The following is a 22407-nucleotide window of genomic DNA, read 5'->3' as shown; positions in this document are numbered from 1 at the left end:
ATGTCGCTGCCCGCTCTGCTCGAACAACGTCTGCGATTGCCGGTTGTGGCAGCGCCGATGTTCCTCATCTCCAATCCGCAATTGGTGCTGGCTTGTTGCCGTAATGGCGTAGTCGGCAGTTTTCCAGCGCTGAACCAGCGCGAAAGTAGCGGGTTCAAAGGCTGGCTGGAAGAGATCGAAGCGGGACTGGCGACACTGGACAACCCCGCGCCTTATGCGGTGAACCTGATCGTGCACAACAGTAATCCGCGCCTGCAGGCGGATCTGGCCATTTGCGTGGAGCACAAGGTGCCGATCGTCATCACCAGCCTCGGCGCGGTGAAGGAATTGGTCGACGCGGTGCACAGCTATGGCGGCCTGGTCTTCCACGACGTGACCACACGCCGCCACGCGGAAAAAGCCGCTGAGGCCGGTGTCGACGGTCTGATTGCGGTCGCAGCCGGCGCCGGTGGCCATGCCGGTACCTGGAGCCCGTTTGCGCTGATCGCCGAGATCCGCGAGTTCTTCGATAAAACCCTGCTGCTTGCGGGATGTCTTAACCACGGCCATGAGATTCTCGCCGCACAAATGCTCGGCGCGGATTTGGCCTACTTCGGCACACGATTTATCGGCACCACTGAAAGTCATGCACCTGACGCCTACAAGGAGATGCTGCTGACAGCCAAAGCAGCAGACATCATCCACACTCCAGCAGTGTCGGGTGTTCCGGCAAGTTTCATGCGTCAAAGCCTGGAGGCAGCGGGTTTCGACATGGCCGCGCTGCAAGGCAAAGGCGAAGTGAATTTCGGTGACAAGCTCAAACCGATCAGCGACGAAGCCAAAGCCTGGAAGACCGTGTGGTCGGCCGGCCAAGGCGTGGGACAGATCGACGATCTGCCAGGCGTGGATCAGTTGATCACGCGTCTGGACGCTGAATATCGTCAGGCCCAGGAACGCGCAGCACAGCTGACAAAGCGCTGGCCACGGTAAAAAATCAGGCCCGTCGCTGGTGGACTGGCCTTAAACTAACGACCTTTCATTCTCTTCGCGACAAGGATGCCTCGGCCATGAGCGAACCCCGTTACAAGATCGTTTTCGACGGTGCTCTACAGCCCGGTGTCGATATCACCACCGCCAAGCTCAATCTGGCGGATCTGTTCAAAAGCGATGTTGCCGCCATCGAACGCCTGTTCAATGGCCGTACCGTGGCACTCAAACGCGATCTGTCCCATGGCGATGCGCTAGCCTATCTGCAGGCACTGAGCAAAACCGGGGTCGATGCACGCATCGAATCTGAAACGGCCATCGAACTGAATCTGTCAGACGTCCACGAGCACGCTCCTGCTCCCACTCCCGTCTACGCGGAACCGAACTCACCGTATGCGCCACCCCGCGCCAGCGTTGGTGAAAACCTTCCGGCATTCGCCACGCTCAAACCGTTCAGCGTCGATGGCCGGATTGGACGTCTGCGCTTTCTCGCCTGGACGATGGTCGTGACGTTGGTGAGCCTGCCGATTCTCAGCATATTTGCGCTGATTGCCGTGGGGCTTGTCAGTACCGAGTCCACCAGCGGCCTGATCATTGGCGGCCTCATCGCGGCTTTCCTGGGCCTGGTGCTGGTCATCATCAGCATTTTGTTCACGGTTCAACGCCTGCACGATATCGGCTGGTCGGGCTGGCTCTGGTTGCTGAACCTTGTCCCCTTGGTGGGCAGCATCTTTCCTTTTGTGATCATGATTGTGCCGGGCAATACCGGTGCCAATCGCTACGGGCCGCCCCCTCCGCCCAACAGCACAGCAGTCAAGGTGCTGTGCTCGCTGTGGATCGTGTTCATCGGGTTGTTTATCGTAGGTGGAATGCTCGGCGGCATCTCAGCCATCCAGCAGGAATACGAAACCAGCCTCGAAAGCAGCTACGACAGTGGCTCGGTGACCACCGATGAAATCGACGTCGAGGTCGAACCGGCAGCGAATTCCGCCGACGAGGCAGCCGAAGCGGTGCAGGCCCCTGTAGACTCTGCGAAAGAATGAACAGCGCTCCCCGCCGTGACACCCGCGTCGCTGGCGCGGAGCTGTTGCGATGGAGAAATGCATGACCCGTTACGCTCTGATCACTGGCGCCTCCAGCGGCATCGGCCTGGCCATGGCCGAAGCGCTGGCCCGGCGCGGCCGCAGCCTGATTCTGGTGGCACGACAGCGTGATCAGCTGGAAAGTATTGCGATCGAACTGACCCAGCGCTTCGGCGTCGAGGTGCTGTTCCGCGCCTGCGATCTCGGCGAGCCGCTGCGCCTGTCCGGCTTTTTGCTGGAGCTGGAAGAAGGTGACCGGCAGATTGATCTGTTGGTGAACTGCGCCGGCATCGGTACCTGCGGCCCGTTCCTGGCCCAGGACTGGATGACCGAGCAGGACCTGATCGAGGTGAATATTCTTGCCCTAACCCGTTTGTGCCATGCGATCGGCAACAGCATGGCGTTGCAGGGTGGCGGGCAGATTCTCAACGTCGCCTCGGTGGCAGCGTTCAATCCCGGACCGTGGATGAGCACCTATTACGCCAGCAAGGCCTACGTGCTGCATTTCTCCGAAGCCTTGCGGGTTGAGCTCAAGCAAAGTGCGGTGAAGGTTTCGGTGCTTTGCCCTGGCCCTACCCGCACGGCATTTTTCCGCACCGCGCAGCTGAATAGCGACAAACTCAAAGACAGCAAATTGCTGATGAGCCCAGAAGAGGTCGCGCTGTACACCGTGCGCGCGCTCGACAAGAACCGCGCAATCATCATTCCGGGACGGCGCAATCGCTGGTTCGCATTTCTGCCGCGACTGGGTTCACGCTGGCTTAACCGCACCATCGTCGGCATGGTCAACAAGGCTTACTGCCCGCGCTGAACTGTCCTACGGCAAAACACTGGGCGGGTTCATTCCCCATGAGTACACTCAGGCCAGCCCACACAACGGAGAAAACAGCAGTGGATACTCTGTTCACCAAGATCATCAACCGGGAAATACCGGCCAAGATCATCTACGAGGACGACCAGGTTCTGGCGTTCCACGATATCGCCCCCCAGGCACCGGTGCATTTTCTGGTCATCCCGAAAAAACCGGTGCGTACCCTCAATGACCTGACAGAAGACGACAAGGCGCTGGCCGGGCATATTTTGTTTACTGCGCAGCGACTGGCCCTGGAACTGGGCTGTGAAGAAGGCTTCCGCGTGGTAATGAACTGCAATGAGAAAGGTGGGCAGACCGTCTATCACATTCATATGCACGTGCTCGGCCAACGCCAGATGAACTGGCCGCCGGGCTGATCCAGGGGATCCTACCCTGTGGGAGCGGGCTTGCTCGCGAAGACATCGGCACATTCAAAGTATCAGTGCCAGATACTCCGCCTTCGCGAGCAAGCCCGCTCCCACAAAAAGCAAACCGTGCCCCTGCATGGCAAATGACCCAGCGCAAACGCTCCCCGGCCGATTCGGTTAAACTGGCCGCCGAGATTCTTCCCGGAGGTCAGCATGACTACCCAACGTCACTACTCGCCGATTGACCGGCTTCTGCTGCAAGCCGATGCCGCGATGCGTACCTTGCTGCCCTTCAGCGGCCAGCCGTACCGTCCGTCACCAGCGATTCTGCAACCGGAAACGCAGATGAGCGACGAAGACACCCGCCACGTCGCCGGCCTGATGCGCATCAACCATACCGGCGAAGTCTGCGCCCAGGCGCTGTATCAGGGGCAGGCCTTGACCGCCAAGCTGCCGCAAGTGCGCGAAGCCATGGAGCACGCGGCCGAAGAAGAGATCGATCATCTGGTCTGGTGCGAACAACGCATTCACCAGTTGGGCAGCCACACCAGCGTGCTCAATCCGCTGTTCTACGGCATGTCCTTCGGTATTGGTGCGGTGGCCGGGCTGATCAGCGACAAGGTCAGCCTCGGGTTTGTCGCGGCAACAGAGCATCAGGTGTGCAAACACTTGAACGAGCATCTTGAACAACTGCCTGCCGAGGATGAGAAGTCCCGGGCGATTCTGGAGCAGATGCGTATAGATGAAGAGCACCATGCAGAAAGTGCGCTGGATGCTGGCGGTTTCCGGTTTCCGGCGCCGGTGAAGTTCGGGATGAGTCTTTTGGCGAAGGTAATGACCAAGAGTACTTATCGGATTTGAGAAGTGTATTGCCGGACAGGGCCCCATCGCTGGCAAGCCAGCTCCCACAGGGGTCTTTGTTTCAACAATAAAAAAGGCGACTGTCCTGAGACAGTCGCCTTTTTTTGTGCCCGGGAATCTTAGGTCGGCATGTTGCGCGCGTAGAAGATTTCCAGCATCTCGTGTTTCACACGATCAGTCACTTGAGCGCGTTGCTCAGGGGACAGATTGCTGGTGGCGTCGCCGAACAGATAGTTATCCAGTTCGAAGTTCTTCAGCAGCATTTTGGTGTGGAACAGGTTTTCCTGGTACACGTTCACGTCGGTCATCTGGTACGCGTCGCGAGTGTCTTCGGAAAGGTAGTTCTGGATCGAGTTGATCTCGTGGTCGATGAAGTGCTTGTTGCCTTCAACGTCACGGGTGAAGCCGCGCACACGGTAATCCACGGTCACGATGTCCGAATCGAACTGGTGAATGAGGAAATTGAGCGCTTTAAGCGGTGAAATGACACCACAGGTCGACACGTCGATGTCCACACGGAAAGTCGCAATACCCGCATCCGGATGGATTTCCGGGTAGGTATGCACCGTGATATGGCTCTTGTCGAGGTGGGCCAGGATAATTTCGGGCAATGGGCCAGGCGATTCTTCAATCTGGCTTTCGGTCGGAGTCACCGGCTCTTCCGAGATCAGAATCGTGACGCTGGCACCCTGAGGCTCATAGTTCTGACTCGCAATGTTCAGAATGTTGGCACCAATGATTTCGACAACTTCCGTGAGGATCTGCGTCAGGCGTTCGGCGTTGTACTCTTGATTGATGTACTCGACGTACGCCTGCTGGTCTTGCGGGGTCTCCGCGTAGCAGATGTCATAGATGTTGAAGCTCAAGGTCTTTGTCAGGTTATTGAACCCGTGGAGCTTGAGTTTGCTTTTCACCGTTAAAAACTCTCTATGTATGCGGCACGGCCGCGTGATCAAGCATGCCCGTCAAGTGCGAACAACGCACCTGCGTAGGACGGTTAACACCTCTTCGCGATGGCGATTTTGGTTATCTGTTCAGGCGGATGACCCGTCGGCTGACCGATCACTGCCCTGAAAAAAGTGGCGCATTATGCAGACGTCAGCGTGGGATCGCCAGAGTCTGCACTGCTTTTATGATAGTTGAATGTCGCTTCAACCGAGTTCGACGATTTCGTAGTCGTGAGTGATGGCCACGCCAGCGGCACCGAGCATGATCGAGGCGGAGCAATATTTTTCGGCGGACAGTTCGATGGCGCGTTTGACCTGGGCTTCTTTCAATCCACGGCCCTTGACCACGAAGTGCATGTGGATCTTGGTGAACACCTTTGGATCTTCGGTCGCGCGTTCGGCTTCGAGGAAGGCTTCACAGCTTTCAACGGCCTGACGGGACTTCTTCAGAATGCTGACCACGTCGAAGTTGCTGCAACCGCCGACGCCCAGCAGGAGCATTTCCATCGGACGAACGCCCAGATTACGACCACCGGCGTCCGGCGGACCGTCCATGACCACGACATGGCCACTACCGGATTCGCCGAGGAACATGGCTTCGCCAGCCCATTGGATGCGTGCCTTCATCGCCCAGACTCCACTGTAAAAAAAGGGTCGCCAGCTTAGCACAGGGTTTTGCTCTGACAGCGCGCGGCGTTCCTAGGACGGATGCTCCAACTGCGTAGGTAATTTCTCGAGTTTGCGACGAAGTGTCTGGTAAGCTGGCGCCAATTCGCTGGCGCCCATGCCGCCAGCCGTGTAGCGACCGCCTTCAGCGCCTCATAAAAAAATCAAACATCACCGTGCAGTCTTTTCGGGATACAACCATGGTTGCTATTACCCCCACACCCAAAATCAAGAACGTCGACAAGCTGTTGATGCACTGTCAGCGCCGCCGTCATGCGGCCAAGAGCAACATCATTTGCGCAGGCGACCGTTCGGACACGCTGTACTTCATTATCAAGGGCTCCGTAACGATCCTGATTGAGGATGACGACGGCCGCGAGATGATCATCGCGTACCTCAACGCCGGGGATTTCTTCGGCGAACTGGGCCTGTTCGAACAGGCAGGCCAGGAGCAGCAGCGCAGCGCCTGGGTGCGGGCCAAGGTCGAATGTGAAACCGCGGAAATCAGCTATGCGAAATTCCGCGAGTTGTCGCAGCAGGATCCAGACATTCTTTACGTGCTCAGCGGACAAATCGCACAGCGCCTGCGCAATACCACGCGCAAGGTCGGCGATCTGGCGTTCTTCGACGTCACCGGTCGCGTGGCCCGATGCCTGCTGGAACTGTGCAAACAGCCGGACGCAATGACCCATCCGGACGGTATGCAGATCAAGGTGACCCGTCAGGAAATCGGGCGGATTGTCGGCTGTTCGCGGGAGATGGTCGGTCGCGTGCTCAAGGATCTTGAGGAACGCAACCTGGTCAATGTGAAGGGCAAGACCATGGTGGTCTTCGGCACTCGTTAAACGCGAACGCTTAAACGCTGTACATCTGCGCCAGCATTAAACGAAACAACTCATCGAGACGCGCCAAAGCCTGCGGCGCGTTGAATTTTTCATGCAGGGCAATGTGGCTTTGCGCGCGGACCCGCTGCTCCAGACCACAGGCTGCGTTGAAGCGATTGACTGCCGCCACCATCGATTCGCGCTCGTTATCCACCAGCATCGCACCGTGTACCAGCCCTACCGGACGCTGTCCGCCCTGACTCTGGCGCCAGCGCTGGGCGGTGCCGACCATCTTGCGGCCGTCGAGATTGACGTTGAAGCGACCGTCGCAAAACGCCCCGTCGATTTCGCCCAGGGACGACATGCCGCCCAACTCATCCAGCAATTGGCAGATCGGATCGCACAGACGGCGGTAGCCGGTTTCGATGCGGTTGAGATCGCCTTCGCTGCGAGGCGGTGCGTAAACCAGTGCGATATTGATGGTCGCGGCCGATTGCGGGACCGGTTCGCCGCCGGTTTCGCGCAGCAGAACTGGCCAGCCGGCGGCGGCGGAGACTTCGCAGGCGTGCTCGAAACCGGGGAGACGGTTGAGGCGCCGGGGCATGACCAGAGCGCGGTCGCTGGGTTGCCAGAAAAGCAGGCCGAATTCCGCGTCACCGGCGCAGATCGAGGCGAGCAAGTCCTGTTCGGCTTGCAGGCCGGCTTCGATGGTGAGGGAGGTAGGCAGCGACATTAAGAACTCCGGCAGATCAAAAATCTTCGGGGAAATTGAATCCCTCTTCGCGAGCAAGCCCGCTCCCACAGGTGAAATGCAATCCAAATGTGGGAGCGGGCTTGCTCGCGAAGAGGTCGACTCGGTCTGAGGGAACTCAGTCGAGTGTCGAACCGCTTACCGCAGTGCCACGCTCAGGGAAAAACAGGCGTTGTAATTCGGTGCCCGGGCTTTCCGCACGCATGAACGCCTCACCGACGAGGAACGCATAAACGTCGCTGATTTCCATCAGCTCGACATCGGCACGGTTGAGGATACCGCTCTCGGTAATCACCAGACGATCGCGCGGGATGCGCGGCAGCAGGTCTAGGGTGGTTTCCAGGCTGACGTCGAAGGTGTGCAGGTTACGGTTGTTGATCCCGACCAGTGGCGTGTCGAGGGTTTTCAACGCGCGCTCCAGCTCATCGCCGTCATGCACTTCAACCAGCACGTCGAGACCGACGCTTTTGGCCACGGAAGCCAACTCGGCCATTTTCACGTCGTCCAGCGCGGAGACGATCAACAACACGCAATCGGCGCCCAGCGCACGGGCTTCAACGATCTGGTACGGGTCGATCATGAAGTCCTTGCGGATCACCGGTAGTTTGCACGCGGCACGAGCCTGCTGCAGATAGGCATCGGCGCCCTGGAAGTAGTCGATATCGGTCAGCACCGACAGACAGGTCGCCCCGCCCTTCTCGTAGCTTTTGGCGATGTCGGCGGGAACGAAGTCCTCGCGAATCACGCCTTTGCTCGGCGATGCCTTTTTGATTTCGGCAATCACCGCCGGTTGTTTCTTCTTCGCCTGCGCCAGCAATGCCTGGGCAAATCCACGGGGTGCATCGGCCGCCTTGGCCAGACTTTCCAGCTCGCTCAGGCTCACACGAGCGCTACGCTCGGCGACTTCCTGAACCTTGCGGGCCAGAATGTTTTCCAGAACCGTCGGTACACTCATCCTTCATTCTCCACTCTGAATACCGCGGTAAAGGCACCCAGCTCCTCGAGTTTTTCCCGAGCGAGGCCGGTGTGCAGAGCGTCGTGCGCAAGCTCTACGCCCTGTTTCAAACTGCTGGCGACGTCGGCGGCGTACAGCGCTGCACCGGCGTTGAGCACAATCATTTCAGCAGCTTTTTGACCGTTTTCGGTTTTGCGCTTGCCCAGTGCATCGCGGATCAGCGCGAGCGAGGCTTCCGGGCCGTCGACTGACAGACCGTGCAGGCTCTGGCTCTTCATGCCCAGATCTTCCGGCTCGACCCAATATTCGGTGATCTCGTTGTTTTTCAGCTCAGCGACAAAAGTCGGCGCAGCCAGACTGAATTCGTCCAGGCCATCCTTCGAATGCACCACCAGCACATGCTTGCTGCCCAGACGCTGCAAGACTTCAGCCAACGGACGGCAAAGTGCAGGGTTGAACACACCCACGACCTGATGTTTAACCCCGGCCGGATTCGTAAGCGGGCCGAGCATGTTGAACAGCGTACGCAGGCCGAGATCGCGGCGCGGGCCGGCAGCGTACTTCATGGCTTTGTGATGGGTCTGGGCGAACATGAAACCGATGCCGACGTTGTCGATACAACGGGCGACCTGAACCGGGGTCAGGTTGAGATAGATACCGGCGACTTCCAGCAAGTCGGCACTGCCGCTCTTGCCCGATACCGCACGGTTGCCGTGCTTGGCCACGGTGCAACCCGCCGCCGCCACAACAAAAGAAGAAGCGGTCGATACGTTGAAAATGTTGGCACCGTCACCGCCGGTGCCCACCACATCGACCACACCGTCGAGGGTCTTGAGTTCGACCTGATCGGCCAGCTCACGCATCACCGATACGGCGCCGACGATCTCGTCGATGCTCTCACTCTTCATGCGCATGGCCATCATGAACGCGCCGATCTGCGCGTCGGTGCATTGGCCGGTCATGATTTCGCGCATCACATCGCGCATTTCATCGGTGCTGAGGTCGAGGTGATCGACGATACGGCTCAGGGCTGTCTTGATATTCATGGGAAGTCCTTAGCGCGTGCCGCCGGTTTGTTTGAGGAAGTTGGCAAACAGTTCATGGCCCTGTTCGGTCAGGATCGACTCGGGGTGGAACTGTACGCCCTCAATGTTCAGGGTCTTGTGACGCAGGCCCATGATTTCGTCGACGCTGCCGTCATCGTGTTGCGTCCACGCGGTCAGCTCCAGGCAATCGGGCAACGTCTCGTGCTTGACGATCAGCGAGTGGTAGCGGGTGACGGTCAGCGGACGGTTGAGGCCGGCGAAAACGCCCTTGTCCTCGTGGAATACCGGACTAGTCTTACCGTGCATCACTTGGCGGGCACGCACCACATCACCACCAAAGGCTTGGCCGATGGACTGGTGACCAAGGCAGACACCGAGGATTGGCAGCTTGCCAGCGAAATGCTTGATGGCGTCGATGGAGATGCCGGCCTCGGTGGGCGTGCAAGGGCCTGGGGACACCACGATGCGCTCGGGCTTAAGCGCTTCGATTTCAGCAATGGTCAGTTCGTCGTTGCGCACGACTTTGACTTCAGCACCCAGTTCGCCGAGGTATTGCACAACGTTGTAAGTAAAGGAGTCGTAGTTGTCGATCATCAGCAACATGGCGTTTCGAACCTCTTGAATTCTGACTTGAAGACAGCCTTCAGATGACTTGCCCGCAGGGCGCTGCACGATGTCGGACGCACAAGTCGCGTCGGCAAAGCGGCATTTCAAACGGGCAAGGAAGGCAAAGCGATACAGATCCGGCCAGGCCGGCAGAAAAGATTCAGGCGCGCCAACGCCAACGGGCGTGTGCCTTGATGACTTGATCCAGAAGTTTGCTGGTGATCAACACGGGGGAGGTCTCGTTCATACGTTCCAGCACAGTAACTTAGCTGGGCAGAGCGTGCAATATGGCGGGGCCTGTGGCGGAGAAATCCAGAGGAGAGTTCGCGACCGATAGCAAAAGGCCGGAAGTTTTTGGTACTGTCGTTTCGCTCACCTACAACAATAAATAAACGGACTTGCTCATGATCAAACAGACGTTGTTTGTACCGCTGGCCGGCTGCTTGCTCGCACTGGCCTGCGCCCAGGCGAATGCCGCACCCAATCCTTATTCGAGCTTCATTGTCTTTGGTGACAGCCTCAACGATGCCGGGACCTTTACCGACACCGGCGGCCCGGCCGGCGCCACTCAGCGCTACACCAACCGTACCGGCCCGGTTTATCTGGATGGCAGCGGTGAACTGCGCTCGCTGAACTCCACGCAACTACTTGGCGGCCGCCTCGGCTTCACGCCGGACCAGACGGCCTCTTCCAGCTCGGCAGTGCGCGCCGACAATGGCCAGCCCGACGGCAACAACTGGGCAGTCGGCGGTTATCGCACCGACCAGATCCTCGACTCGATCACCACTCAATCGGCCACGGGCGAACGCACGCGCGCCGGTTACTTGCCCTCGAACGGCTTCCGCGCCGATCCGAATGCGCTGTATTACATCTCCGGCGGCGGCAATGACTTCCTCCAGGGTCGGATTCTCAGCCTGCCCCAAGCCAATGCAGCCGCAGACCGACTGGCCGACAGCGTGCAAACCCTGCAAACCGCCGGTGCCAAATACGTCATGGTCTGGTTGTTGCCTGACGTCGGCCTGACTCCGGCCATCAACGGCACGCCGTTGCAGGCTTTAAGCAGTCAGCTCGCCAGCCAGTTCAACAGCCAACTCGTCACGCGCTTACAAGGCATCAACGCCGAGATCATTCCGCTGAACATTCCGGTTCTGCTGTCCGAGGCGTTTGCCGATCCGGGCCGCTTTGGTCTGGCCACCGACCAGAACCTGACGGCCACCTGCTTCAGCGGCAGCGGTTGCACGGAAAACGCCCGTTACGGCATTAATAGCGCGACACCGGATCCGAGCAAGCTGATCTACAACGACGGCGTGCACCCGACCGAAGCCGGGCAGAAACTGATCTCCGACTACGCCTACTCCCTTCTCGCCGCGCCGTGGGAACTGACACTGCTGCCGGAAATGGCCCACGCCACGGTTCGCGCGCATCAGGATGAACTGCGCAGCCAATGGCAGGCCGATTGGGAAAACTGGCAGGCGGTCGGCCAATGGCGCGCAATTGTTTCCGCCGGCGGCCAGCATCTGGATGTCGACAGCCAAAGCAGCGGCGCCAGCGCTGACGGCAGCGGTTACAACCTCAACGTGGGTGGCAGCTATCGTCTCAATGAAGCTTGGCGTGTGGGGGTAGCGGCCGGTTTCTACCGGCAGAACCTCGAGGCCGGGCATAACGATTCGGACTACAAACTCAATAGCTACATGGCCACGGCATTTGCCCAGTACCAGCAGAATCGTTGGTGGGCTGACGCAGCGTTGACTGGCGGCAAACTAGACTACGACAACCTCAAGCGCAAGTTCGATCTCGGCGCCAGCGAAGGTGCAGAAAAAGGCGACACTGACGGCAGCCTCTGGGCGTTCAGTACCCGAATCGGTTACGACATTGCCCAGCCGGGTAGCGAATGGCACCTGTCGCCGTTCGTCAGCGCTGATTACGCCAGTGTCGATGTTGACGGCTACTCGGAAAAGAGCAATCGCGCCACCGCGCTGACCTTCGATGACCAGACCCGCGATTCGAAGCGTTTGGGCGTCGGTATTCAGGGCAAGTACAACATCACACCGCAAACCCAGGTGTTCGGCGAATACGCCCACGAACGTGAGTACGAAGATGACGTGCAGAAGGTCAACATCGCGCTCAACACCCTGCCGGCCAACGACTTCACTCTTGAAGGCTATACACCGCAAAGTCACTTGAACCGCTTGAGCCTGGGCGTCAGCCACAAACTCACGGCAGATCTGGCGCTGCGTGGTGGGTACACCTTGCGCAAGGATGATGACTTCACCCAGCAAGGGGTTAACGTCGGGGTGGTGCTGGATTTCTAAATCGCCGGCACAAAAAAGCGGCGCACTCTCGGGCGCCGCTTTTTTATTGCCGAACACAAAGCCCACTGAGGGAGCGAGCAGGCTCGCTCCCACAGGGTTTTGTGTCGGCTCAGCTTTCCGGGGTTTGCTCGGCCAGGGCCACAGCGCGGAACATCGCGCGGCGCTTGTTCAGGGTTTCTTCCCATTCCAGCGCCGGCACCGAGTCGGCAACGATGCCGCCGCCGGCCTGCACGTGCAGTTCGCCGTTCTTGATCACTGCGGTACGAATGGCAATCGCGGTGTCCATGTTGCCGTTCCACGCGAAGTAACCGACCGCCCCGCCATACACGCCACGCTTGACCGGTTCCAGCTCATCGATGATTTCCATCGCACGAATCTTCGGCGCGCCGGACAAGGTGCCCGCCGGCAGAATCGCCCGCAGGGCGTCCATTGCTGTCAGCCCGGCTTTCAACTGGCCGGTGACGTTGGACACGATGTGCATCACGTTGGAATAGCGCTCGATAACCATTTTCTCGGTGAGTTTCACTGAACCGATTTCCGAGACGCGACCGGTATCGTTGCGACCGAGGTCAATCAGCATCAGGTGCTCGGCGATCTCTTTGTCGTCCGACAGCAGGTCTTCTTCCAGCGCCAGATCCGCCTCTTCGGTCGCACCCCGCGCACGCGTACCGGCAATCGGGCGCACGGTGATCAGGTTGTCTTCGACCCGCACCAGCACTTCCGGCGAACTGCCGACGACATGGAAGTCGCCGAAGTTGAAGAAGTACATGTACGGCGTCGGGTTGAAGCAACGCAATGCGCGGTACAAATCGATCGGCGCCGCCTTGAAGTCGATCGACATGCGCTGCGACGGCACGACCTGCATGCAGTCACCGGCAAGGATGTACTCCTTGATGGTGTCGACGGCTTTTTCGTAATCGTCCTGGGTGAAACTGGAGCGGAACACCGGATCGGCAGACTGCTGCTTGCTGAAGTCCAGCCCACGACGCGGGGTGATCGGCTGGCGCAGTTGCTCGAGCAAACCCTGTAAACGCGCCTGACCTTGCTCGAAGGCATCGGCCTGCGCAGGGTCGGCCAGCACGATCGCGTGCATCTTGCCGGCGAGGTTGTCGAACACCACAACGGCGTCGGAGACCATCAGCAGAATGTCCGGCACGCCCAACGGATCCGGGTTCGGGCATTTGCCCAGACGCTTTTCCACATAACGCACGCAGTCGTAACCGAAGTAACCGACCAGGCCTCCGTTGAAACGCGGCAGACCGGCGATGGTCGGCACGTTGTAGCGGGCCTTGAAGGTTTCGACGAAGGCCAACGGGTCTTCAACATCGTGACTTTCAGTCTCGACGCCATCGACGGTGATGCTGACGTGATGGTCGTGAACCCGCAGCACGGTGCGGCACGGCAGACCGATAATCGAGTAACGGCCCCATTTCTCGCCGCCCTGCACCGATTCGAGCAGGTAGGAGTTGGGCTGGTCAGCCAGTTTCAGGTAGATCGACAGCGGCGTGTCGAAGTCGGCCAGGGTTTCGCAGGCCAACGGGATGCGGTTGTAGCCATCAGCGGCCAAGCGCAGGAATTCTTCGCGGATCATGAGGTGCCTCGTGGTGTGAGGTGCTAATCAGTCAGGTAGGCAACCGTGCCGGCAGGCCGGCCAGGAACAAGTCAGGCGCGCCAACGCCAGCGGGCCAGGGCCTTGATGACTTTCATCCAGAGTTTGCGAGTGACCACCACGATGGCGTTTCCAGCAGGGGGTTGAACAGCGTCGGGCAACGTTATCCCACCGGCCAGATCCAGGCAACCGGGAATTAGCTTGCGCAGATCGTCGATCACCAGCGCCGGGGATTCTTCGGCAATCGGTCGGCCATGGTTATAGCCGTAACTCAGGGCAACACATTTGACCCCCGCTGCTTTCGCCGCCAGCACATCGCTGCGCGAGTCGCCGACGAACAGCGATTGCGAGGCCGGGATGTTAGCCATTTTCATCACGAAGAACAGCGCCGCCGGATCAGGTTTCTGCTGCGGCAGGGTATCGCCGCCGATGATCCACTTGAAGTAGCGGCCGATTTTCATCTGATCCAGCAACGGCGCGACGAAGCGCTCCGGCTTGTTGGTGATCAGCGCCATGGCCACGCCCTGCTTGTTCAGCCATTTCAGGGTGTCGCGCACACCGGGATAGACCACGGTCAGCTCATGGCTGGCACTGTAGGCTTGCATGAACACTTCCAGCGCCTGTTCGGCCTCGACGTCATCCACCGCCGAATGATCAATGCCACCGGCCAAAGCACGGCGCACCAGCACTGGCGCGCCGTTGCCCACCCACTCGCGCACCGCTTCGATGCCCGCAGGCTGGCGGCCGAGGGAGAGCAGCATGGTGTCCACCGCCGCTGCCAGGTCTGGAACCGAGTCGATCAGCGTGCCATCCAGATCGAACATCACCAGCCGTGGCAGTTTTCCCGGGAACAGCTGCTCAAAACCGCTCATGGGCGCGCCAGTGCCAGTTCGGAACGCATCTTGTCGATGACTTCCTGGTAGTTCGGCGCATTGAAGATCGCCGAGCCAGCAACAAAAGTGTCAGCGCCAGCCGCCGCGATTTCACGGATGTTGTTGACGTTGACGCCGCCGTCGATTTCCAGACGGATGTCACGGCCCGAGGCATCAATGATCGCCCGCGCTTCACGCAGTTTGTCGAGGGTGCCGGGAATGAACTTCTGCCCGCCGAAGCCTGGGTTGACGCTCATCAGCAAGACCATGTCGACCTTGTCGATCACATACTTGAGCACGTCCAGCGGGGTCGCCGGGTTGAACACCAGACCGGATTTACAGCCGCCTTCGCGGATCAGTTGCAGCGAACGGTCGACGTGCAGCGTGGCTTCAGGGTGGAAGGTGATGTAGGTGGCGCCGGCCTCGATGAAGTCGCCAACGATGCGATCCACCGGGCTGACCATCAAGTGCGCGTCAATTGGCGCGGTAACGCCATACTTGCGCAGTGCCGCGCACACCATCGGGCCGATGGTCAGGTTCGGCACGTAGTGGTTGTCCATGACATCGAAGTGGACGAAGTCGGCACCAGCGGCGAGGACGTTGTCCACTTCTTCGCCGAGGCGGGCGAAGTCGGCGGAGAGAATCGACGGAGCAATTACGAAGGGCTGCATGACGCACCTTTTCTGAGCTAAATCACGATGGCGCGCATTGTATACCTCAAGTTTCCAAGCGCGCACCGTGACCGCGATGATTGGGTTGTGCCATGACGGATGACCGGCGCTGACTCAATACGCCGCGCGATAGATCTTCTCGATGTCCACAGCACTGAGTTTGCGCGGGTTGTTGCGCATCAGCCGTTCAATGCCTGCGGCCTCCACGGCCATCGCCGGGATCGCCTCTTCCGGCACGCCGAAACTGCGCAGCCCGGCAGGAATTTCCACGGCCGCGCACAAATCGGTCATCGCCTGAACGGCCTTGTCCGCCGCCTCGGCGGCACTCAGATGAGCGGTCTTCACCCCCATGGCTTCGGCAATATCCTGCATGCGCTCGACGCAAGCCATCTTGTTCCAGGTCATGACATACGGCAGCAGCAAGGCATTGCTGACGCCATGGGCGATGTTGAATCGCCCGCCCAGTGGATACGCCAGCGCATGCACCGCGCCGACCCCGGCATTACCAAACGCCATGCCGGCCATCAGGCTGGCGGTGGCCATGTCTTCGCGGGCATGCAGGTTGGCGCCGTTGGCGTAGGCCTTGGGCAAGGCTTTGGCGATCAGTTTTATTGCGCCGATGGCCAGCGAATCGGTGATCGGCGAAGCGTTGACCGACAGATAGGATTCGATGGCATGCACCAGCGCATCGACGCCACTGGCAGCCGTGACACTGCGCGGGCAGGTCAGGGTCATTTGCGGGCTGACCAGCGCCACGTCCGGTAACAGATAGTCGCTGACGATGCCCTTCTTCAGTTGCGCGACCTTGTCGGAGAGAATCGCAACATTAGTCACTTCCGAGCCGGTGCCGGCGGTGGTCGGGATGGCGATCAGCGGCGGGCCTTTGCGGGGCACCTGTTCGACACCGAACAGATCCTCCAGCGCGCCGTGATAACCGGCATACGCGGCAACGCTTTTGGCGATGTCGATGGCACTGCCGCCGCCGAGACCAATCAAGCCGTCATGCCCGCCTTCGCGGTACGCACGCATGCAGTCTTCAACAATGGCGATTTCCGGATCAGGCAGTACGCGGTCGAAAATCTCGTATTCGCGCCCGCCCAGTTGGCACAGCGCCAGCTCCACGGTGCCAGACTTGACCAGCGCGGCGTCGGTGACGATCAGTGGGTTGTCGATGTCGAGACGAGTGAGTTCCGCCGCCAGTTGCTCGATGGCCCCGGCGCCGGTGATCAATTTGTGAGCGATTTTGAACTGGGAAAGACTCATCGTGCGCAGCCTCTTATAGATGTGGGAGCTGGGCACAAGATTAGCTGGGGATTTGGGGTTGTCTGCTATTCAGGTGGTGAATGACCCAAGACTTCGCACACAACACAAATCCCTTGTGGGAGGGGGCTTGCTCCCGAAAGCGGTGGATCAGTTGAAATAGATGTCGACTGACCCACCGCTTTCGGGAGCAAGCCCCCTCCCACAGTTTTCACCGAGCTGGGCTTTAGATTTGGGCGGTGCGCAGTTTTTCGCTGCGGCCGCGTAACCATTCCAGGGTCAGCAACAGGATGACGGAGAACGCGATGAGCAACGTAGCGGCGGCTGCGATAGTCGGGCTGAGGTTCTCACGAATCCCGCTGAACATCTGCCGAGGCAAAGTCGCTTGCTCAGGCCCCGCCAGAAACAACGTCACCACCACCTCATCAAACGACGTCGCAAAGGCAAACAACGCCCCGGAGATGACTCCCGGCGCAATCAGCGGCAAGGTCACCCGACGGAACGCGGTCAATGGCGATGCACCGAGACTCGCCGCAGCGCGCACCAGATTGTGGTTGAACCCCTGCAACGTTGCCGACACGGTGATGATCACAAACGGCACACCCAGCACCGCATGCACCACGATCAACGAGAAGAAGCTGTTGCCCAGGCCCAACGGTGCGAAGAACAGATAGCTCGCCACACCGATGATCACCACCGGCACCACCATCGGCGAAATCACCAGCGCCATCACCAGTGCTTTGCCGGGGAAGTCGCCGCGAGTCAGGCCGATCGCCGCCAGCGTGCCGAAGATCATCGCCAGCACGGTCGCGGCCGGGGCGACGATGATGCTGTTCTTCAGCGCGCGCATCCACTCGGCCGAAGCGAAGAAGTCCTGATACCACTGTAGCGAGAAGCCCTGCAGCGGGTACACGAGGAAACTGCCCGAGTTGAACGACAGCGGCACGATCACCAGCACCGGCAGAATCAGAAACAGCAGGATCAAGCCGCAGAGGATCCGCAAGCTGTAGAACCACACCCGTTCGATGGGCGACATGTAAGGACTCAGCATTTCAAATTTCCCCTTAGCTCAGGCGCAGGCGACTGGCGCCCACCAGCCAGCTGTAAATCAGATAAAGCACCACGGTCGCCAGCAGCAACAGCCCGCCCAGCGCGGTGGACATGCCCCAGTTGATGCTGGTGTTGGTGTAGAACGCGACGAAGTAGCTGACCATCTGATCGTTCGGGCTGCCGAGCAGCGCCGGGGTGATGTAGTAGCCGATGGCGAGGATGAACACCAACAGGCAACCGGCACCGACACCGGCATAGGTCTGCGGGAAATACACGCGCCAGAAACTGGCGAACGGGTGGCAGCCGAGAGAAATCGCCGCGCGCATGTAGGTCGGCGAGATGCCTTTCATCACGCTGTAGATCGGCAGAATCATGAACGGCAACAGGATGTGCACCATCGAGATGTAGACGCCAGTGCGGTTGAACACCAGTTCCAGCGGCTTATCGATGACGCCCACGGCCAGCAGCGCACTGTTGATCAGCCCGCCCGATTGCAGCAGCACGATCCACGCCGCCACTCGCACCAGGATCGAGGTCCAGAACGGCAGCAGTACCAAAATCATCAGCAGGTTGCTTTGGCGCGATGGCAGATTCGCCAGCAGGTACGCCAGTGGATAGGCGAGCAGCAGGCAAATCACCGTGATGACCAGGCCCATCCAGAACGTGCGGGCGAAGATGTCGAGGTAGATCGCCTGATCCGGGGTGGCCGGGGCGACCTCGCCGAGGTCGTCGATGCGGTGATCGACCGCTGCCAGCAAGTAATACGGGGTGATGCTGCTGGTGTTGCGTTTTACCGCTTGCCAGTAGGCCGGGTCGCCCCAACGTTCGTCGAGTGCTTCCAGTGCTTCTTTATAAGAGGCCGGTTCGCTGGCAAAGGGCAGCGCCCGGGCGGTTTTGGTCAGCAGGCTGCGATAGCCGGCCAACTCCATGTTCAAGCGCTTGGACAGATCACCCAGCGTCTGGTTTTTGCGCGCTTCGGCGAGGTCTTCGCCGGCCGCTTTGTACACCGGTTCAGCGGGCAGGCCACGGCCGTCCCAACTGGCGATGGCCGCCACGGTACGCGGCATGCCGCCGACCACTTCCGGGTTGCCGACGCTTTTGTAGAGCAGCGCCACGATCGGCACCAGGAACACCAGCAACAGAAACAACACCAACGGCGCAATCAGCGCCTGGGCTTTCCAGCGGTTGACCCGCTCGGCGCGCTTGAGCTTCTGCTTCAAGGTGGGGCTGGCGCCCTCGTTCAGGGGAACGGCGATGGCCATGACGTACTCCGCAAATCTTTGATCGTTACAGAGGTGGCGAACCACCGCTGTTGTGTTGAAACACAGCTACCTGTGGGAGCGAGCCTGCTCACGAAGAGGCCAGCACATTCCACATCTATGCTGGCTGATCTACTGCTTTCGCGAGCAGGCTCGCTCCCACAGGGGTGGGCAAGCCCACCCTCACCAGGTTCTGCTTATTTCGCAGCCCAGGAGTTGAAACGCTGCTCAAGCTGCTCGCCGTTGTCAGCCCAGAAGCTGACGTCGATCTGCACCTGGTTGGCGATGTTTTCCGGGGTGGTCGGCATGTCTTTCAGGACGTCCTTGGCCAGCAGCGGCACGGCTTGAGTGTTGGCCGGGCCGTAGGCGATGTTTTCCGAGTAGGTCTTCTGCTGTTGCGGTTGTACCGAGAAGGCGATGAATTTCTTCGCCGCTTCCGCACGCTTGGCGTCCAGACCTTTCGGGATGGCCCATGCGTCGAAGTCGTAGATGCCGCCGTTCCACACCACTTTCAGGTTGGATTCTTTCTGCACCGCCGCGATGCGGCCGTTGTAGGCCGAGCTCATCACCACGTCACCGGAAGCGAGGTACTGCGGCGGTTGCGCGCCGGCTTCCCACCACTGAATGCTTGGTTTCAGCTCGTCGAGTTTCTTGAACGCGCGATCCTGACCACCCTTGCTCGCCAGTTCCTTGTAGACGTCTTTCGGCGCCACACCATCGGCCATCAGAGCGAATTCGAGGGTGTACTTGGCACCTTTGCGCAGGCCACGTTTGCCCGGGAATTTCTTGGTATCCCAGAAATCGGCCCAGCTGGTTGGCGCGGTTTTCAGCTTGTCGGCGTTGTACGCGAGCACGGTCGACCAGACGAAGAAGCCCACGCCGCACGGCTGAATCGCGCCTTTGACGTAGTCTTCGGATTTGCCGAACAGTGCCGGGTCGAGTTGCTCGAACATGTCTTCGTCGCAGCCACGGGACAGTTCTGGCGACTCAACTTCCACCAGATCCCACGACACGCTCTTGGTGTCGACCATGGCTTTGACCTTGGCCATCTCGCCGTTGTACTCACCGGCAACGATCTTGCCGTTGCCCGCCGCTTCCCACGGTGCATAGAAGGCTTTGACTTGCGCCGCCTTGTTCGCCCCGCCAAACGACACCACGGTCAAATCCGGGCCAGCGGCCATTGCGCTGGCCGCACCCATCAGGCCCAGGGTCAGGGCGGTGAACTTCAGGGATCTCAACATTTATTGTTCTCTCCACGTGCAGGGTTGGTGTTGGTATTGCCGGGGCGATTAATGCGCCTCTAGAAGTGGGTCGAGCGCGCGAACGTGCTCGACCTGCCAGCCAAGCGGAACCACGTCACCGACAGCGAGCGCAGGATCAAGCTCGGCAATCGGCTGTTTCACAAAGAAGTCGGTCTTGCCGCAGACTTCCAGGCGTACGCGGACGTGGTCGCCCAGATAGATGAATTCCGCCACCCTCCCTGAGAAGCGGTTGACGCATTGGTCGCTGGAACCGTTGAGGCTGACGCGCTCCGGGCGAATCGACAGGGTCACCGGCTCGCCGGTCTGGCCGACGTTAACCGCGAGCGCCTCGACCTTCTCGCCACGGCCCAACTCGACCACGCAGCGCTCACCGTTCTGGCTGAACAGGCGGCCGTTGAGACGGTTGTTCTCGCCGATGAAGTTGGCGACGAAGGTGTTCTTCGGCTCTTCGTAGAGAGAGCGCGGCGGGGCGATCTGCTGGATCTCGCCTTGGTGGAACACCGCGACCCGATCTGACATGGTCAGTGCTTCGCCCTGATCGTGTGTCACGTAGACCACGGTGACGCCGAGGCGCTGGTGCAGGTGTTTGATCTCCATCTGCATGTGTTCACGCAGTTGTTTGTCGAGGGCGCCGAGGGGTTCATCCATCAGCACCAGTTGCGGCTCGAACACCAGCGCACGGGCCAGGGCCACACGTTGCTGCTGACCGCCAGACAATTGCGCCGGGTAGCGCGAAGCGAACGCGTCGAGCTGCACCATGCTCAGGACTTTCTTGACCTTGTCGCTGACGTCGCTCTTGTTCAGGCCGCGCACGGTCAGCGGGAACGCGAGGTTCTCGGCGACGGTCATGTGTGGAAACAGTGCGTAGTTCTGGAACACCATGCCAATGTCGCGTTTGTGCGGCGGCACGTTGTTGATCGCGCGCCCGGCCAAGAGGATTTCGCCGGCGGTCGGCGTCTCGAAGCCGGCGAGCATCATCAGGCTGGTGGTCTTGCCGGAACCGGACGGCCCGAGCAGGGTGAGGAATTCGCCTTTGCGAATGTCCAGGTTGAGGTCTTTGACGATCAGGTTCTCGCCGTCGTAGCTCTTCTGCACTCCACGAAAGCTGACCAGCACGTCACTGGCCCCTGCGTTTGTATCGACCTGGCTCATACCCACACCTTTGTTGTTGATGACTGCTTGTGTACCAAGCCTAGTGGCTGGCGGCAGGCACGCAAATCGGGGTGCAGGAGAGAATCGCCTCAGCGGGATGGAAGGTTGGGGGTAGGGATTGCCCTACAAGGATGGCGCTATATGGATAAGGCAGTGGCGAGGGTTGAGCTGCAAGCCACAAGCAAGGGCAAAAGCACTTGTCGCTAATGGATATGCCCAAGATGCCAGCCTCAAAGCACATCCCTTGTGGGAGCGGGCTTGCTCGCGAATGCGGTGGGTCATTCAACTCATTCGGCGACTGGTACACCGCTTTCGCGAGCAAGCCCGCTCCCACAGTTTTGACCGCGGTGATTTTTAGAGGAGTTTGTGTTCCATCGCGTATTTGACCAGTTCGGCCAGCGAGGTGATGTTGAGCTTTTGCATCAACCGCGCCTTGTGGGTGCTGATGGTCTTGCTGCTCAGGGCCAGTTGCTGGGCGATGTCGTTGACGTTGGCGCCTTGGGCCAGGCGCTCGAACACTGAAAACTCACGCTCGGAGAGAAGAGAGTGCAATGGCCTAGCATCGGTCAAACCGACTTCAAAAACCATCCGATCCGCCAGATCCGGATCGATGTAGCGCCCACCCGCCGCGACTTTGCGGATCGCCGTCAGCAACAGGGCCGGATCGCTGTCCTTGGTCGCATAACCCGCGGCGCCAACCTTCAATGCGCGAGCGGCCATCTGCGCTTCGTCGTGCATGGACAACACCAGAATCGCCGGTGGATTGTTCAGGGCGCGGATTCGCGGAATCGCTTCCAGACCGTTGACCCCAGGCATGGAAATATCGAGCAGCACCACTTCGCACGGCACATGGCGCAAGGTTTCAAGCAGTTGTTCACCATTGCTCGCCTCACCCACGACTTGCAGGTCCTTGGCCAGGCCAATCAATTGCTTGATGCCTTCACGGACAATGGTGTGGTCTTCGGCTACCAGTACACGGATCACGTTCTTCTCCATTGTTCTTATTCAGCGCCAGGGTCATTCGCGAGCAGGCTC

At 59.7% G+C, this 22407-nt stretch carries 22 protein-coding genes; 7 read left to right on the top strand and 15 right to left on the bottom strand.

Features of this window, described 5'->3' with window-relative positions; genetic code table 11:
* The 5 genes from ATI02_RS19010 to coq7 all read left to right on the top strand — a co-directional run bounded on the left by ATI02_RS19010 (window position 1) and on the right by coq7 (window position 4130).
* Window positions 1-969 (top strand): NAD(P)H-dependent flavin oxidoreductase, encoded by a 969-nt coding sequence (locus tag ATI02_RS19010; protein WP_100847063.1) that lies wholly within the window; start codon window positions 1-3, stop codon window positions 967-969.
* Window positions 970-1046: 77 nt separating this feature from the next.
* Window positions 1047-2009 carry a DUF805 domain-containing protein gene (locus tag ATI02_RS19005; RefSeq protein ID WP_095191819.1) on the top strand — a complete coding sequence of 321 codons (963 nt, stop codon included), beginning with the start codon at window positions 1047-1049 and terminating at the stop codon, window positions 2007-2009.
* Between the two features lie 61 nt (window positions 2010-2070).
* Entirely contained in the window at window positions 2071-2859 is a 789-nt protein-coding gene (locus ATI02_RS19000; RefSeq protein WP_034155108.1) for an SDR family NAD(P)-dependent oxidoreductase, read from the top strand.
* Between the two features lie 80 nt (window positions 2860-2939).
* Entirely contained in the window at window positions 2940-3278 is a 339-nt protein-coding gene (locus ATI02_RS18995) for a histidine triad nucleotide-binding protein (protein WP_003228789.1), read from the top strand.
* Between the two features lie 204 nt (window positions 3279-3482).
* Window positions 3483-4130, top strand: coding sequence for a 2-polyprenyl-3-methyl-6-methoxy-1,4-benzoquinone monooxygenase (gene coq7, locus ATI02_RS18990; RefSeq protein WP_095191818.1), 648 nt, complete (start codon window positions 3483-3485; stop codon window positions 4128-4130).
* A gap of 119 nt (window positions 4131-4249) precedes the next feature.
* Here the strand turns inward: coq7 and speD are convergent, their stop codons facing one another.
* Both speD and ATI02_RS18980 read right to left on the bottom strand, forming a co-directional pair.
* Window positions 4250-5044, bottom strand: a complete 795-nt coding sequence (speD, locus tag ATI02_RS18985) for an adenosylmethionine decarboxylase (protein ID WP_095191817.1) — start codon at window positions 5042-5044, stop codon at window positions 4250-4252.
* Window positions 5045-5281: 237 nt separating this feature from the next.
* Window positions 5282-5704 carry an OsmC family protein gene (locus ATI02_RS18980; RefSeq protein ID WP_003228794.1) on the bottom strand — a complete coding sequence of 141 codons (423 nt, stop codon included), beginning with the start codon at window positions 5702-5704 and terminating at the stop codon, window positions 5282-5284.
* 239 nt (window positions 5705-5943) lie between these two features.
* Here ATI02_RS18980 and crp point away from each other — a divergent pair, with 239 nt between their 5' ends.
* Window positions 5944-6588: a cAMP-activated global transcriptional regulator CRP gene (gene crp / locus ATI02_RS18975; protein WP_095191816.1), complete on the top strand. Its 645-nt coding sequence runs from the start codon at window positions 5944-5946 to the stop codon at window positions 6586-6588.
* Window positions 6589-6598: 10 nt separating this feature from the next.
* On the opposite strand, the gene ATI02_RS18970 is transcribed toward crp, so the two are convergent.
* From ATI02_RS18970 to ATI02_RS18955, 4 genes are all read right to left on the bottom strand, one after another.
* The gene (locus tag ATI02_RS18970; protein WP_095191815.1) at window positions 6599-7300 is read right to left on the bottom strand and encodes a lipoate--protein ligase family protein; all 702 of its coding nucleotides are present in this window, start codon (window positions 7298-7300) and stop codon (window positions 6599-6601) included.
* A gap of 136 nt (window positions 7301-7436) precedes the next feature.
* Window positions 7437-8273: an indole-3-glycerol phosphate synthase TrpC gene (trpC, locus tag ATI02_RS18965; protein ID WP_095191814.1), complete on the bottom strand. Its 837-nt coding sequence runs from the start codon at window positions 8271-8273 to the stop codon at window positions 7437-7439.
* Window positions 8270-9319, bottom strand: coding sequence for an anthranilate phosphoribosyltransferase (gene trpD, locus ATI02_RS18960; RefSeq protein ID WP_100847062.1), 1050 nt, complete (start codon window positions 9317-9319; stop codon window positions 8270-8272). Before trpD ends, trpC begins: the two co-directional genes overlap by 4 nt.
* Before the next feature lie 9 nt (window positions 9320-9328).
* Window positions 9329-9922: an aminodeoxychorismate/anthranilate synthase component II gene (locus ATI02_RS18955; protein WP_095191812.1), complete on the bottom strand. Its 594-nt coding sequence runs from the start codon at window positions 9920-9922 to the stop codon at window positions 9329-9331.
* A 407-nt stretch (window positions 9923-10329) separates the two neighbouring features.
* Between ATI02_RS18955 and estP the strand changes: the two genes are divergently transcribed.
* Window positions 10330-12237, top strand: coding sequence for an esterase EstP (estP, locus tag ATI02_RS18950; protein WP_095191811.1), 1908 nt, complete (start codon window positions 10330-10332; stop codon window positions 12235-12237).
* A 109-nt stretch (window positions 12238-12346) separates the two neighbouring features.
* Here estP and trpE read toward each other — a convergent pair whose 3' ends face one another.
* The 9 genes from trpE to ATI02_RS18900 all read right to left on the bottom strand — a co-directional run bounded on the left by trpE (window position 12347) and on the right by ATI02_RS18900 (window position 22368).
* Window positions 12347-13828 (bottom strand): anthranilate synthase component I, encoded by a 1482-nt coding sequence (trpE, locus tag ATI02_RS18945; protein ID WP_095189488.1) that lies wholly within the window; start codon window positions 13826-13828, stop codon window positions 12347-12349.
* 71 nt (window positions 13829-13899) lie between these two features.
* Entirely contained in the window at window positions 13900-14718 is an 819-nt protein-coding gene (locus ATI02_RS18940; protein WP_100847061.1) for a phosphoglycolate phosphatase, read from the bottom strand.
* Window positions 14715-15389, bottom strand: a complete 675-nt coding sequence (rpe, locus tag ATI02_RS18935; RefSeq protein ID WP_007918813.1) for a ribulose-phosphate 3-epimerase — start codon at window positions 15387-15389, stop codon at window positions 14715-14717. The genes ATI02_RS18940 and rpe overlap by 4 nt, the downstream gene beginning before the upstream one ends.
* A gap of 114 nt (window positions 15390-15503) precedes the next feature.
* Complete coding sequence (locus ATI02_RS18930; RefSeq protein ID WP_100847060.1) at window positions 15504-16652, bottom strand: iron-containing alcohol dehydrogenase; 1149 nt, start codon at window positions 16650-16652, stop codon at window positions 15504-15506.
* Between the two features lie 223 nt (window positions 16653-16875).
* Window positions 16876-17700, bottom strand: coding sequence for an ABC transporter permease (locus ATI02_RS18925; protein WP_095189492.1), 825 nt, complete (start codon window positions 17698-17700; stop codon window positions 16876-16878).
* A 13-nt stretch (window positions 17701-17713) separates the two neighbouring features.
* On the bottom strand, window positions 17714-18961 hold the full coding sequence (locus ATI02_RS18920) for an ABC transporter permease (protein WP_100847059.1): 1248 nt from the start codon (window positions 18959-18961) through the stop codon (window positions 17714-17716).
* A gap of 194 nt (window positions 18962-19155) precedes the next feature.
* The gene (locus ATI02_RS18915; RefSeq protein WP_100847058.1) at window positions 19156-20199 is read right to left on the bottom strand and encodes an ABC transporter substrate-binding protein; all 1044 of its coding nucleotides are present in this window, start codon (window positions 20197-20199) and stop codon (window positions 19156-19158) included.
* A 48-nt stretch (window positions 20200-20247) separates the two neighbouring features.
* A complete protein-coding gene (locus ATI02_RS18910; RefSeq protein ID WP_095189495.1) occupies window positions 20248-21372 on the bottom strand; it encodes an ABC transporter ATP-binding protein in 1125 nt (374 codons plus the stop codon).
* A 354-nt stretch (window positions 21373-21726) separates the two neighbouring features.
* Window positions 21727-22368 carry a response regulator gene (locus ATI02_RS18900; RefSeq protein WP_172680165.1) on the bottom strand — a complete coding sequence of 214 codons (642 nt, stop codon included), beginning with the start codon at window positions 22366-22368 and terminating at the stop codon, window positions 21727-21729.
* Window positions 22369-22407: the final 39 nt, after the last annotated feature.

Source organism: Pseudomonas baetica (assembly GCF_002813455.1).
GTDB classification, from domain to species: Bacteria; Pseudomonadota; Gammaproteobacteria; order Pseudomonadales; family Pseudomonadaceae; genus Aquipseudomonas; species Aquipseudomonas baetica.
The sequence above is the reverse complement of the archived record's forward strand: the minus strand, read 5'-3'. Positions and strand labels throughout refer to the sequence as shown.